The organism is Pseudomonas sp. UF-293 (assembly GCF_058245595.1).
Genome location: NZ_JBSICA010000006.1, coordinates 56,720 through 70,046, shown reverse-complemented (window position 1 = coordinate 70,046; position 13,327 = coordinate 56,720). Strand labels below are relative to the sequence as shown.

11 protein-coding genes are annotated in these 13,327 nt (G+C 61.0%); 5 read left to right on the top strand and 6 right to left on the bottom strand.

Annotated features, from left to right (window positions below):
• Position 1: 1 nt before the first annotated feature.
• The 4 genes from AC4IHP_RS09255 to AC4IHP_RS09240 all read right to left on the bottom strand — a co-directional run bounded on the left by AC4IHP_RS09255 (position 2) and on the right by AC4IHP_RS09240 (position 4,370).
• A complete protein-coding gene (locus AC4IHP_RS09255; RefSeq protein ID WP_042608544.1) occupies positions 2-727 on the bottom strand; it encodes a MotA/TolQ/ExbB proton channel family protein in 726 nt (241 codons plus the stop codon).
• A 45-nt stretch (positions 728-772) separates the two neighbouring features.
• Entirely contained in the window at positions 773-1,582 is an 810-nt protein-coding gene (locus tag AC4IHP_RS09250) for an energy transducer TonB (RefSeq protein WP_490831540.1), read from the bottom strand.
• Between the two features lie 271 nt (positions 1,583-1,853).
• Positions 1,854-2,009, bottom strand: coding sequence for a hypothetical protein (locus tag AC4IHP_RS09245; protein ID WP_490831539.1), 156 nt, complete (start codon positions 2,007-2,009; stop codon positions 1,854-1,856).
• Entirely contained in the window at positions 2,010-4,370 is a 2,361-nt protein-coding gene (locus AC4IHP_RS09240; protein WP_490831538.1) for a TonB-dependent receptor, read from the bottom strand. It lies immediately after the preceding gene.
• Between the two features lie 165 nt (positions 4,371-4,535).
• Between AC4IHP_RS09240 and AC4IHP_RS09235 the strand changes: the two genes are divergently transcribed.
• A complete protein-coding gene (locus AC4IHP_RS09235) occupies positions 4,536-5,480 on the top strand; it encodes a LysR family transcriptional regulator (RefSeq protein ID WP_490831537.1) in 945 nt (314 codons plus the stop codon).
• Positions 5,481-5,658: 178 nt separating this feature from the next.
• A complete protein-coding gene (locus AC4IHP_RS09230) occupies positions 5,659-7,275 on the top strand; it encodes an alkaline phosphatase family protein (RefSeq protein WP_490831536.1) in 1,617 nt (538 codons plus the stop codon).
• Between the two features lie 107 nt (positions 7,276-7,382).
• Here the strand turns inward: AC4IHP_RS09230 and AC4IHP_RS09225 are convergent, their stop codons facing one another.
• Positions 7,383-8,303: a TauD/TfdA dioxygenase family protein gene (locus tag AC4IHP_RS09225; RefSeq protein ID WP_490831535.1), complete on the bottom strand. Its 921-nt coding sequence runs from the start codon at positions 8,301-8,303 to the stop codon at positions 7,383-7,385.
• Between the two features lie 181 nt (positions 8,304-8,484).
• On the opposite strand from AC4IHP_RS09225, the gene AC4IHP_RS09220 reads away from it, so the two are divergent.
• Positions 8,485-9,405 carry a LysR family transcriptional regulator gene (locus tag AC4IHP_RS09220; protein ID WP_038860809.1) on the top strand — a complete coding sequence of 307 codons (921 nt, stop codon included), beginning with the start codon at positions 8,485-8,487 and terminating at the stop codon, positions 9,403-9,405.
• A gap of 100 nt (positions 9,406-9,505) precedes the next feature.
• Here the strand turns inward: AC4IHP_RS09220 and AC4IHP_RS09215 are convergent, their stop codons facing one another.
• The gene (locus AC4IHP_RS09215) at positions 9,506-10,519 is read right to left on the bottom strand and encodes an ABC transporter substrate-binding protein (protein ID WP_490831534.1); all 1,014 of its coding nucleotides are present in this window, start codon (positions 10,517-10,519) and stop codon (positions 9,506-9,508) included.
• 396 nt (positions 10,520-10,915) lie between these two features.
• Between AC4IHP_RS09215 and AC4IHP_RS09210 the strand changes: the two genes are divergently transcribed.
• Both AC4IHP_RS09210 and AC4IHP_RS09205 read left to right on the top strand, forming a co-directional pair.
• The gene (locus AC4IHP_RS09210; protein WP_490831533.1) at positions 10,916-12,514 is read left to right on the top strand and encodes an ABC transporter permease; all 1,599 of its coding nucleotides are present in this window, start codon (positions 10,916-10,918) and stop codon (positions 12,512-12,514) included.
• Positions 12,511-13,326, top strand: a complete 816-nt coding sequence (locus AC4IHP_RS09205; protein ID WP_460122781.1) for an ABC transporter ATP-binding protein — start codon at positions 12,511-12,513, stop codon at positions 13,324-13,326. The genes AC4IHP_RS09210 and AC4IHP_RS09205 overlap by 4 nt, the downstream gene beginning before the upstream one ends.
• Position 13,327 lies beyond the last annotated feature (1 nt).

The window sequence follows — 13,327 nt, the reverse complement described above, 5'->3', positions numbered from 1 at the left end:
ATCAGGACGCCTCCTTCACTTTTGCCGCGTTGCCCGGCGTTGCCACCTTGTGCGCGGTCGGGTGTATCAGCACGCGGAACGCGCTTTTCTGCGCCAGGCTGTAGAAGTCGTGGGCAAAGTCGTCGAGATCCGCCGCCGTCAGTTTCAGACGGCGTAAAAAGTAGTTGTAAACCAGCACCGCCGGCACCGCGACGGCGATCCCCACGCCGGTTGCGACCAGTGCCGCACCGATCGGCCCGGCCACGGTTTCCAGGCTTGCCGAACCGGCGGCGCTGATGCCTTTCAAGGCTTCCATGATTCCCCACACCGTGCCGAACAGACCAATGAACGGCGAGGTGCTGCCAATACTCGCAACTACCGCCAGACCGGTCTCCAGCGAACGCCGTTCGCGGACGATCTGCTGGCGCAAGGCACGCTCGAGGCGATCCTGATGGTTGATCGCCTGGCTCAGATCATTCGCCTGCGGCGCCTCGCCCACCTGGATCGCCGCGTAACCGGCCTGCGCCACCCGCGCTGCGGCGCCGGGCTGGGTTTCGCTCAACTCGGCGGCGGCATCCAGGCTCGACGCCGCCCAGAAACGTTTATGAAAGCGCCGATCCTGCGCTTTCAGACGACCGAACTGCACAGCCTTGAGCAAAGCCAGGCCCCAAGTGGCAACGGAAAAAACCACCAGCAGCCAGATCACCGCGCTTTCGATGGATTCCAGTGGAGATGCCAGTAACGTCATGATGTGTTCCCTCGTGTAAACATTTCGCGCGAATTTGGTTTCGGTTTAATGAATCTTGAAATCGATGGGCACGCTGACCCAGCCGTCCTGGGCGACATCACCCTGCTTGGCCGGGACGAAACTCCAGCGCTTGACGGCGTTCAGCGCAGCGTCGTCGAGCTGCTGCCGGCCACTGCTTTTGGCAATCTGAATCTCGCCTGGCTTGCCGCTGGCCAACACATGCACCCGTAACAACACCGTGCCTTCCCAGCCGCGACGCTGAGCCAGCGACGGATATTCCGGCGCCGGATTTTTAAGGTATGCGGCGTTGGCTGAAGCCGGAGTAACGGGCGCCGGTGCCGGTGGCGCAGCCGGTGCTGGAGCGGCGACCGGGGCTGCCGGTTTCGCTGGCGCTGGCGGTTGCTCTACTGCCTTCGGCGCCGGTTTGGGCGGCGGTTTCACCACTGGCTTGGGTTTCGCGATCGGCTTGGGCGGCGGCGGTTTGACCGCCAATTCCTCTTCCACCGGCGGTGGCGGTTCGATCACCGGCGCCGGTGGTGGCGGCGCAACAACCGGCGGCGCTGGCGGAGCCGGACGCGAAAACTCAATGGTCATCGGCGGAATTTCCGGCGGCACCACCGGCAGCGCTGGCGTCGGTTTCTGGCTGACCCAGTAAATCACCGCGCCATGCACGACCAACGCGAGCACACCGAGCAGAAGAATTTCGCGCCGACTCAAAATGCCCTTGGGCGCACGCTGCAGACGCAACTGCCCCAACGGCACTCGGTGCGGCCGGCCAAGATCGACCAGTTCGCCACTCGGCGTATGCCGCCACAGCAACTCCCCTGCACCGGCGGCGGTCTGGACATTGCCCATTGTTCAACTCCCTGCGGTCTCTTTCGTTCTACGAGCCAAAGCGATCGACCCGCCAATCCTGACGCCCCCACGGCGTAGTCGATGGGGCAATCATTGGCTGTGGTCGCTTATCACCGAAAGTAATCTTTAACGTTATGCATAGACCTTAAAGAAATATACAAATCGTCCGTTTTCACCGAAGCCGCGCACCACAAGGGCTGCAGCGATCTGCCATAAACCCCATGCTTTCGCGGCATGAAAAGTATTCGCCCACGGCATCCGTCAACGCCTGTTAACGGCTGGTATTGCTTTGCTGAACGGCGACGATAGGCGTGGTTTCCGCCGTCACTGAGCCGTTCATGTCGATCAGTTGCGTCTGCTTGCCAGCGCCGCTGAAGATCGTATTGGTTGAACGGCCCTTGTCCGGGTCAGCGCCTTGAAAGCCCAATCAGAAATCGTAGCGACCTGTAACTCCCAGGGTCCGTGGCGTGCCGAGGAGGCCTTCATAGCCGCCGTTACCGCCGGTCCACAGAGTTGTGTAGTAGGTTTTGTCGAAGGCGTTTTTCAGCCACAGCGAGACGTCCCACTGGCCCTGACTGAAATCACCACGCAAGCCAGTGGATAGGTTGACCACCGCGTAACTGGGGATCTGCCCGTAATCGGAGTCCTCGACCGTGCCCACCGCTTTGGAGCGGAACGCGTAGCTGCCGGTGACGTAGGGTTCGAAGCCGTTAGCCAGATTCCATTTGTATTCGCCGTTGGCGTTGCCGATCCATTTCGACGCGCCGACCACCTGATGGCCGCTGAGGTCGCACGAGGCCGGTGCACCCGGGGCCTGGCTGATTTCCGGCGGGCACGGCGCATCCTTGTACGAGAGGTAGCTGACGTCGTTGTACGAGCCATTGAAATTCAGAGTCAGGCCACGCAACGGCACCACGGTGCTTTCGAACTCGATGCCGCGCGAGCGCACCGAACCTGCGTTGGTCAGGTATTGCACGCGGTTGGCGGCGTCATAGGCGTTGGTCTGGTAGGCGTTGACCTGGGTCCAGAACACATTGGCGTTGAGTTGCAGGCGGCGATCCCACAGGGTGCTTTTGAAACCGAGTTCGGCGTTGTTGGCACGCTCGGTGCCGATCAATAGCGAGTCGGCGCCGGCGGTAGGTGCGGAGCCGACCGCGAGGTTGACCCCGCCGGATTTCTCGCCGTGGGACAGCGTCGCGTAACCGAGCACATCGTCGGTGATGCGATAGCTCAGGTTGAGCAGTCCCGAGGGGCTGGAGCTGTACTGATTCAAGTCTCCGGAATCGTAGACGCCGGCACGGCCGCGACGCGCATTGGCTGCCGCGCCGGCCACAGCTACACCGCCGAGCGGCGCGTTGCGGCCGACCGAGGCGTTTTTCTCTTCGTAGGTGCCACGTACCCCGGCAGTGAAATCGAGGCGCTCGCTCAGGTGCCAGGTGCCTTGGGCAAACAGGGCGAAACTGTCGGTCTTGATATGGCCGTTGCCGACGCTGGTGACGTTGGCCAGGGCGCCGGCCGGCGTGCCGTTCCAGATGTCCGCCTGTGGGCCGTAATAGGAGAAGGATTTGTTGTCCAGATCCGAGCCGAAATAGTAGGCGCCGACTACATAATCGAAGAACTCGCCCTTGGGCGAGGCCAAGCGAAATTCCTGCGAATACTGTTTGTCTTCCACCGACACGCCAGCGTTGTAACTGGCCGGCACGTTGAGGCCGTCGTCGTTGCGCGGGGTGAAATTCCAGAAGCGGTACGAGCTGACCGAGGTCAGGGTGAAGTCGCTCGGCAACGTCCAATTGGCTTCCACCGACGTGCCGCCCTGATGCACGGTGACGTGCTGATCGTTGTCGAGATTGACCTTGCGATGCCGGCCGTTGACCAGCGTCGCTCCGGCCGCGCTGGCCCGCGATTCATACAGATTGACGCCGTTGATGGTCGGCCCGGCGTTGTACAGCACGCGGGTGCCGGCGCTGGAATCTTCTTCGTTGTAATCGCCGATCCAGCGCAGATTGAAATCTTCGTTGGGCTTGAACAACAGCTGCGCGCGGAAGCCCTCGCGGGAGCCGCCGTTGAGGTCGTGGCCGTCGTATTCATTCTTGATGTCGCCGTCGCTGCGCGTGCGATAAGCGGAAAAGCGCCCGGCGAGTTGATCGTTGAGCGGCCCGGAAATCGTGCCTTTGGTCTGGAAGTAACCGTCCTCGCCGACCGAGGTTTCGATGCTGCGTTCCGGCGTGAAACTCGGGGCGCGGGTGCTGATGTTGATGACCCCGGCGGTGGTGTTCTTGCCGAACAGCGTGCCCTGCGGACCGCGCAAGACTTCGAGCTGCTCGATGTCCATCAGATCGAACACCGCCATCCCCGGACGGCCCAGATAAACGTTGTCGATGTACAGGCCAACGCTGCCCTCCAGACCATCACTGGCCGGGTTGTTGCCCAAGCCACGGATGGACACGCTGGACTGGCGCGCATGCATGTAGGCGACGTTGACGCTGGGCACCAGTTGCTGCAAATCCTGAATCCGGTAAACCCGCTGCGTCTCCAGATTCTGCCCACTGACCACACTCATCGGCGTCGGCACATCTTGCGAACTTTCTTCGCGGCGGCGGGTGGTGACGGTCACGGTTTCCAGTTGCGAACCGTTGGCCGTCGCTGTGCCTGCCGAGACCGGTGGCGAAGTGTCGGTTTCTGCAGCATAACCGTGAGTCCAGCTGGCGCTGCCCGCCAGCAACAGCGCCAAAGGCAGGCGTTTGAGCCGTCGGGGTGATGGGGGTAACGCAAGATTCAACGGGCTCATGGCGCGGCTCCTGGTCAAAAAACACACAGACATCTACAACTCTGCATATTCTTTAAAGTTATTTATTTATGGATTTACAAATATTTACTGCATAAGAGATTGCCTTTATAAGGAGTCGACCTAATGCATATCCAATGCATTTCCCGGATATTTTTTATGTGAAAAATGCATATCGACTTGCGCCAACTGCGTCACTTCATTGCTTTGGCTGAACAACGCAGCTTCGTCGCCGGCGCGCAGGCAGTGAACCTGTCGCAGTCGGCATTCAGCCGTAGCATCCAGGCGCTGGAACACAGCGTCGGCTGCCAGTTGATCGACCGTGGGCGCAGGGAATTGCCGCCGACCAAACAGGGTCAGGTGCTGCTCGAACATGCACGACGATTGGTCAGCGGTGCGCAGCAGATGGCCAACGAGATCAGCCAGTTCAACGGCCTCGAAGCCGGGGAATTGCGCTTTGGTTGCGGGCCGGCGCCAGCCGCTGGATTGATCCCGCGCGCGATCGGCGCATTCATCGGCCGCTACCCGAAAGCGCGGGTGCAGTTTCAGGTCGATGACTGGCAGAGTCTGAGCAAACGCCTGCTCAGCGAAGAGTTCGAATTCTTCGTCGCCGATACCCGGCAATTCGAGGCCGACCCGGATTACCAGACCCACCGCCTGCGAGCGCGCAAATGGCATTTCTGCTGCCGCGCCGGGCATCCACTGACGGCGTTCGAACGCATCACCGCCGAGCAGTTGCTGAGTTATCCACTGGCGGTCAGCATCCGCCCGCCGAACCTGCGCAAGGTCATCGTCGACCTCAGCGGCCGTCCGGATTTCGCCCCTAATGTGGAATGCGAAAACGGTTCGACGCTGTTGAGTGTGGTGTTGCGCTCGGAGGCGATCGGGATTGTCGGCGCGTATTCCGATGCGCTGCATCTGGCCAAGGGTGAGCTGGTCTGTTTGAAGATTGAAGGCCTGCCCGATGATTTGGAGGAGCTGTACACCCGCTATAGGATTGTCAGCCGAGCGGGGTATCGGTTGTCGCCATTGGCCGAAGCGATGATCGAACAGATCAAGGCGATTGATGCGGAGGATGAGGAGGTGTGCTCGCTGGAGAATTTCGCGGTCTGAGCTGGCCCCTTCGCGAGCAGGCTCGCTCCCACAGGAATACGCATTTCAAATGTGGGAGCGAGCCTGCTCGCGAAGAGGCTGATGCATTCCCTGCATAAAAACCATTCCCCAAATGCACTTGCCGAACACCCCTACCGACAGCGAAAACCCTCACCTGTCCCACTGACCGGTGAACCCCATGCCTGCCCCATCCAACCCCGTGCGCAACGTGCTGTACATCATGTGCGATCAACTGCGCCGCGATTACCTGTCCTGCTACGGACACCCGCATCTGCACACGCCAAACATCGATCGCCTCGCTGCCCAGGGCGTGCGTTTCAGCCGCGCCTACACCCAAGGCACGATCTGCGGCCCGTCGCGGATGTCGGCCTATACCGGGCGCTATGTCAGCAGCCATCAAGTGGCCTGGAACGCCGTGCCGTTGCCGCTGGACGAGCTGACGATCGGCGATTACTTGCGACCTCACGGCATCCGCACCGCGCTGGTCGGCAAGACCCATGCGACGGCCAATGTCGACGCCTTGCAGCGCTTGGCGATCAACCCGGAAAGCGCGCAAGCCGAGTTGCTCAATGAGGTCGGCTTCGAACCGTACCTGCGCCACGACGGCATCTACCCCGACGATCCTTTATTCGACGACAAGCGCGAATCCGCGCCCTACACCCACTATCTGCGCGAACACGGTTTCGAGGGGCGCAATCCCTGGCACGACTGGGCGAATGCCGCCGAAGGCGAGAACGGTGAAATCCTCAGCGGCTGGAAAATGCGTCATGCGAATTTGCCAGCACGAATTCCCGAGCAACACTCAGAGACTGTCTACACTACAAATCGCGCCATCGACTTCATCGCTGAGCAAGGCGAGAAATCCTGGTGTTTACACCTCTCGTACATCAAACCACACTGGCCCTACATCGTACCGGCGCCATACCACGCTTTTTACAGTACGAAATCGATCCTGCAACCGGTCCGCGCGACGCCCTCTGAAGCCAGCAAACACCCCGTATACAATGCCTTTCGTCAACATGAGGAAAGCCTCAACTTCTCCCGCGATTCAGTACGATTGAATGTAATCCCCACCTACATGGGCCTGATCAAGCAAGTGGATGATCAGTTGGGGCGGCTGTTCGATTTTCTGCAGAGCAACGAGCGTTGGGATGACACGTTGATCGTGTTCACCAGCGATCACGGCGATTTCCTCGGCGATCATTGGCTCGGTGAGAAAGAGTTTTTGCTCGAGCAGGCGGTGGGCGTGCCGTTGATCGTTCGCGATCCTCGGGCGGCGGCGGATGTCACTCGCGGCACTGTCGATGAGCGGCTGGCGGAAACCATTGATGCGTTGCCGACGTTTCTTCAAGCGTTGGGATTACCGGGGGCGGAACACCGGCTGGAAGGACGCTCATTGATCCCGCTGCTGCACGGGGAAAATCCCGATTGGCGCCGCTATGCAATCAGCGAATACGACTACGCCTTTCAGGCCCCGGCGCGGCAACGACTGGGCCAGCCGATCGACCGTTGCCGCATGACCATGGTGCGTAGCGAGCGCTGGAAATACCTGGCGTACGACGGATTTAGACCGCAGTTGTTTGATCTGTTGAATGATCCTCAGGAACTGCGTGATCTGGGTGAGGACCCGGCGTACGCGGCGGTGCGCGAGGAGCATGCGGGGTATCTGTTTGAGTGGGTGCGCGGTCTGAAGCGGCGGACGACGATCAGCCATGAGGAGATCGACTTGCGCGGGCAGCGGTTTCGCTATGGTGAGCCGGAAACCGAGAAGGTCGTTCAGATTGGAGTGTGGTGAAAGCCCGTCGCGAGCAGGCTCGCTCTCATAGGGATTGGCGTCGATCACATCCGTTGTGCCCGGCACTAATCCATTGTGGGAGCGAGCCTGCTCGCGAAGAGGCCCGATCAGACGCCGACGATATCCGCGCCCTTAATGGTCTGACTCCGCTGCCCATTCACCCCCACCGGCACCTCGCCCTTGAGCGTCACCCGGCGCACCACGCGATCCTGGGTGCCGTAATCATCAATCGCGTAATGCTGCGTCGAGCGGTTATCCCAGATCGCCACATCACCGGCCTGCCAACGCCAGCGCACGGTGTTTTCCTGGCGGATCACATGGCTTTGCAGCAAGCCGAACAGATGCGCCGAATCCGCCTGCGAGTAACCTTTGATGCGTTTGACGAAATGCCCCAGGAGCAGGCTTTTCTCGCCGCTGATCGGGTGCACACGCACCACTGGGTGCTCGGTCTCGTAAACAGTGGAGGTAAAGACTTTGCGATAGCGCTCCAGCTTCTCTGCCGAGACGTCCGGCTTCGCACCGGCGTAGTCGTACTCGTTGCTGTGCACAGCGGTCAGTTTGTCGGCGAGTTCACGCAGCTCGCTCGGCAAGCCGCTGTATGCCGTTGCGGTATTGGCCCACAGCGTATCGCCGCCGAAGGCCGGCGCGACCACCGAGCGCAGGATCGAGGCTTTCGGATAGGCATCGACGAAGGTCACGTCGGTGTGCCAGGAGTTGGCGCGCTGGCCCTCGGCGCCGTCCAGCTCCAGCAGGTAGCGAGTGCCTTCGCGCACCGGCACGGTCGGATGTGCCACCGGTTCGCCGAGCAGATGCGCGAACGCTTCCTGGCGCTGATCATCGAGTTGAGTCTGTTCGCGGAAAAAAACCACTTTGTATTCCACCAGCGCCTGCTGAATGGCTTCGACGGTGGCAGCGTCCAGCTCACCGGACAGGTGCACGCCCCGGATTTCAGCACCAATACGTCCGGCCACTGGATGAATTTCCAGCGCGTGGGCAACGGGTTTTACGGCGAGTGCGGCATTGCTCATGGGTAGACCCTCATCGACTGCTTGCGGTTGAACGGCAGCGAAACAACGCTCTATCTATATTCCTTTTACATCTAATAGATATTCACATGCTTCGTTGACGGAATAAGAGCTTGCATTTAAAACCTCAAGCAACCCTCGTCGCAAATGCCTTCGAGCTATTTTTAGGATGCCGGAAAAGCATATGGATCTTCGCCAGTTGCGCTACTTCATCGCCCTTAACGAACACCGCAGTTTTGTCCGTGCGGCCGACGCCATGGGCATCACTCAACCGGCGTTCAGCCGCAGCATTCAGGGGCTGGAGCAGGAGTTCGGTTGCGTGCTGGTCGATCGCGGCAACAAGGATTTGCGCCCGACGCCCGAGGGCCAGGTGGTGCTGCAACACGCCCTGAGCCTGGTGCAGGGCGCAGCTTTGCTCAGCGCCGAAGTGACGCAAATGACCAAGCTCGACGCCGGCGAAGTGCACTTCGGCTGCGGCCCGGCGCCGGCGGTGAAACTGGTGCCGGATGCGGTGGCGCAATTCATCAATGCGCACCCGAAAGTGCGCACCTGTTTTCAGGTGGATAACTGGGAAAAACTCAGCCGTGCGCTGAGCCGCGAAGAGATCGAATTCTTTATCGCCGACATCCGCCATTTCGAGTCCGACCCGAATTTCCAGACGCAACCGCTGACGCCCAAGCGCGGCGTATTTTTCTGCCGCCCGGGGCATCCGTTGCTGGCCAAGGAAAGCCTGTCGACCAACGACATGTTCGACTACCCGCTGGCCGCGACGCTGATTCCACCAGGCATTCGCAAGCTGCTGGCGAACCTCAGCGGGCGCATCGATTTCTCGCCGACCATCGAAACCGAGCACTTTCCGGCGCTGGTCAAAGTGGTGCTGCAATCCAACGCGATCGGCGTCGGCACGGAGGAGGCGTTTATTGAGGATGTCGCCAAGGGTTCGCTGGTGCTGTTGCACTGGCGCAACCTGCCGCAGAACCTTGAAAGCATGAACGCCCGCTGCGGCATCGTCAGCCGCACCGGGTTTCGGCTGTCGCCAGCGGCGAGGGCAATGATCGAGACGTTGGTCGCGGTGGATCGGCAGGACGTCAGCGTCGCTGTCTGAACCTTTTCGCGAGCAGGCTCGCTCCCACATTTGGCTATGAACCCGGTTCCAGTGTGGGAGCGAGCCTGCTCGCGAAGCGGTCAGTGCAGACGCTGGAGATCTAAAGCCTGGCTGCAGAAAGCTCTGGCGCCACCCAATCACTGACCTTGAACGGCTTGCGGATCAGCTTCTGCTGCGCCGCCAGATCGACCTTGTCCTGCAGGCCGCTCAAGAACACCGGATCCAGCGTCGACGGGAAAATCTCGCTTAAGTTCTGGTCCTTCAGATCCTGAGCCAGGATCACCGGCGGATAACTTGCCAGCCCAGACACCAGCTGCACATAGGCATCCTTGTTACTGTCCTGAGTCAGCCACTCGACCGCCTGCTGCTGCGCGTTGAGCAGTTTGGCAATGACCTCAGGATGGGCATCGACAAACTTGCCATTGCCGAGCAACACAGCCTGCACGCTACCGGCGCCGCCGAGGTCCTTGGTGTTGAGCGGCAATTCCGCCAGGCCTTTGGCTTGCAACGCACTCAGCGCGGAGCTGCCCCACGAGGCATCGATCTGCCTGGCCGCGAGTGCCGAGACCGCTGCGTTGAAATCCAGATTGATGACCTTCACGTCCTTCTCGCTGAGGCCCTGACTGGCCAGCGCCGCATCGAACGACAGCTGCGTCGCCGTACCGCGGAAGATTGCCACGCGTTTGCCCTTGAGATCCTGCAAGGTCTTGATCCCCGAGCCGGGCACCACGCCGAGGTATTGCTTGACCCCACGCGCCGTCGCGCTGAGCAGGCGCGTGTCCAGACCGTTGGACTTGCCGATGATCGCGGCGAGGTCGCCCAGATAGGCCAGATCAACCTGGCCGTTGGCAAACGCCTCATTGATCACCGGCCCGGCGCCCTTGAAGAAACTCCACTGGATCTTGATGCCTTGCTCGGCGAAGGCCTTTTCAAAGATCTGCTGATTGCGCAGCACATCAACGATGCCGCCGCCGCTGTGTTGAGTGCCGGCGCTGAGGTCGGGCACCGCGATGCGGATTTCCTTGAGCTCCTCGGCCTGGGCGCTGAGCGAGATGAATCCTGCAAGCGCCGGGGCGGCCAGCAGGCTGATGATTCGTTTGAAGGGAAGGTTCATGGGCACGGCTCCTTGATCGCTGATGAGCCGAAAGTAGGCTGAATAGGCACCTTCACTTAAATACTATAAATGCACATTTTTATATCCATATGAGCTAAGCGCGGGCGTGTGCGGTTTGCAGCGCGATATGCATTAACAGCATCGAAAATATTCTTCGAATGCATTGGATGCGCGTAAGCAGGCAAGCCTTAAATGGATTCGCTTATCTCCCGATGGCATCTAACGCAAATTCGTTAGATCAGTTTCATATATGACGAAACCCAATGTGGGAGCGAGCCTGCTCGCGAAGAGGCCATGCCAGCCGCCATCAATGCCGCTTGAAACAGCCATTTCGCGAGCAGGCTCGCTCCCACATGAAAAGCGGTTCGCCATGCAACCCGACAACGGAGGTCACCCATGGCCCGTCAATCTCTGCTCAGCCTGCCGCTGGCCGCACCGCCGCTGAAAAGCCGTGGCACCTGGCCGAGCCTGAATCAACGCCTGTTGCCTTGGCTGCTGCCCGTCAGCCTCTTTGCCCTGTGGTGGCTGGCCGCGCGCAATCAGTGGATGAGCGAGCAGATCCTGCCGGCGCCATCGCTGGTGTGGAGCAGCGCTGTGGAACTGGCCCAAGGCGAGCTGTGGAGTCATTTGTGGATCAGCCTGCAACGGTGGTTCTGGGGCTTGTTGGCAGGCGTTTCGACCGGCGCGGTGCTTGGCGCCGCAATGGGCTTCAGTCGACGCCTGGAGCGCCTGGTTTTTCCGACATTCGCCGGATTGGCGCAGGTGCCGACGCTGGCGTGGATTCCGCTGTTCATGGTGTTCTTCGGCATCGGTGAAGTGCTGAAACTGGTGGTGCTGATCAAGGCCATTGTGGTGCCGGTGACCTTGCACACACTGGTTGGCGTGCGCGATGCGCAACCGAAATTGCGCGAGGCCGCCGCCGTATTGCGCCTACCGCCGCGTCTGCTGATTTGGCGCCTGGTGCTTCCCGCTGCGCTGCCGGCGTTCATGGCCGGCGTGCGGCTGGCCTTGGCCGCTGGCTGGACCTCTTTGCTGGCGGTCGAGCTGCTGGCCTCCAGCGAAGGCATCGGCTATCTGATGGTCTGGGCGCGGCAGTTGTTCATGCTCGACATCGTGTTCGTGTGCATCGTGGTCATCGGTCTGATCGGTGTGGCGATGGATCGCGGCATCGGGCTGCTCGACCGCAAGCTGGTGCACTGGCCGCACCCGGCCACCGCACACATTACTCGCGGCCCGCGCTATCAGGGCTGGCAGCGCCTGCAACCGTGGCTGTTGCCGCTGGGCTTGTTGGCGCTTTGGCAATTGGCCAATGATCAGCAGTGGGTCGACGCGAATATTCTGGTCAGCCCTGCGGCTGTGCTGAGCACGACGTGGGACGGACTGCTCGACGGCACGCTGGTCAACGGCATGGCGCTGAGCCTGAGCCGCACCCTCGGCGGCTTGCTGATCGGTGGCGGACTCGGTTTCGCATTGGGCTTGCTGCTGGGCCTGTCGCGTTTCAGCGAACGCCTGCTCGGCCCGACACTCGCCGCACTGCGGCAGATTGCGATTTTCGCCTGGGTGCCGCTGCTCACCGCGTGGTTCGGCCTCGGCGAACCGGCCAAGTGGGTGTTCGTCGCTCTCGCTGCATTCTTTCCGCTGTTCGTCGCCACCCAGCGCAGCGTCGCCAACCTCTCGCCGCAACTCAACGAAGCCGCGCAAGTGCTGCGCCTCGGCCTCGGCCAACGCCTGCGTCGACTGGTCCTGCCCGGCGCTGCGCCGGGGATTTTCGCCGGGCTGCGATTGAGCCTGATCTACGCCTGGCTCGGCACCATCGGCGCTGAATATTTCATGCCGTCCAATGGCGGCATCGGCAGCCAGATGATCGGCGCGCAGCAGCTGCTGCGCATGGATCTGATCATGGCCGGCATGCTGCTGGTCGGCCTCACCGGCGCCCTGCTCAACCTGATCGGCCAACGCCTGGAAATTCGCGCGACCCGCTGGAGACACGCATGAACGCACCGATTGTCAGCTTCAACCACGTAGGCAAATCCTTCGCCGTCAACGGTTTCGAACTGGAGGCGATTCGCGAATTCAACCTGGACATTGCCGAGGGCGAATTCGTCGCCATCGTCGGATCCAGCGGCTGCGGCAAATCCACTTTGCTGCGTTTGCTGGTCGGCCTCGACACCGAGTTTCGCGGGCAGATCAGTGTCGATGGCAAGGCCGTCAGCGGCATCGGCGGCGAGCGCGGCATCGTCTTTCAGGAACATCGTCTGTTTCCGTGGCTGACAGTCGCCGACAACATCGGCCTGGGCCTGGTCAATGAACCGCTGAGCGGGGCGCAGAAACAACAACGCATCAAGGATTTCATCGAACTGGTCGGCCTCAGTGATTTCACCCAGGCCTATCCGCATCAACTCTCCGGCGGCATGGCGCAGCGCGTGGCGATTGCTCGCGGCCTCGTCGCCAGCCCGCGAATCCTGTTGCTCGACGAACCCTTCGGTGCCCTCGATGCGCTGACTCGCCAGCAAATGCAGGACGAACTGCTGGCTATCCGCGAGCGAGCACAGATCACCACGATTCTGGTGACCCACGATGTCGAGGAAGCGATTTTTCTGGCCGACCGCGTGGTGGTGATGGAGCCGCGTCCGGGGCGGATCAAGCAAGTGGTCGACATCGCCCTGCCGCACCCGCGCCAGCGCAGCAGTTACGACTTCCATCAGTTGCGTGAAGAACTGCTGCACGAGTTGACCAGTGACGACCATTACCAACCGAGCGCAGCGGTGCAGATCCGCGATCTGCCGCTGACGTTCATTGCCTGCTGAA

Coding starts and splice junctions, on each gene's coding strand:
- AC4IHP_RS09230 (WP_490831536.1), top strand. CDS start 5,659: ATGCCTGCCCCATCCAACCCCGTGCGCAACGTGCTGTACATCATGTGC.
- AC4IHP_RS09240 (WP_490831538.1), bottom strand. CDS start 4,370: ATGAGCCCGTTGAATCTTGCGTTACCCCCATCACCCCGACGGCTCAAA.
- AC4IHP_RS09250 (WP_490831540.1), bottom strand. CDS start 1,582: ATGGGCAATGTCCAGACCGCCGCCGGTGCAGGGGAGTTGCTGTGGCGG.
- AC4IHP_RS09215 (WP_490831534.1), bottom strand. CDS start 10,519: ATGAACCTTCCCTTCAAACGAATCATCAGCCTGCTGGCCGCCCCGGCG.
- AC4IHP_RS09220 (WP_038860809.1), top strand. CDS start 8,485: ATGGATCTTCGCCAGTTGCGCTACTTCATCGCCCTTAACGAACACCGC.
- AC4IHP_RS09255 (WP_042608544.1), bottom strand. CDS start 727: ATGACGTTACTGGCATCTCCACTGGAATCCATCGAAAGCGCGGTGATC.
- AC4IHP_RS09210 (WP_490831533.1), top strand. CDS start 10,916: ATGGCCCGTCAATCTCTGCTCAGCCTGCCGCTGGCCGCACCGCCGCTG.
- AC4IHP_RS09225 (WP_490831535.1), bottom strand. CDS start 8,303: ATGAGCAATGCCGCACTCGCCGTAAAACCCGTTGCCCACGCGCTGGAA.
- AC4IHP_RS09205 (WP_460122781.1), top strand. CDS start 12,511: ATGAACGCACCGATTGTCAGCTTCAACCACGTAGGCAAATCCTTCGCC.
- AC4IHP_RS09235 (WP_490831537.1), top strand. CDS start 4,536: ATGCATATCGACTTGCGCCAACTGCGTCACTTCATTGCTTTGGCTGAA.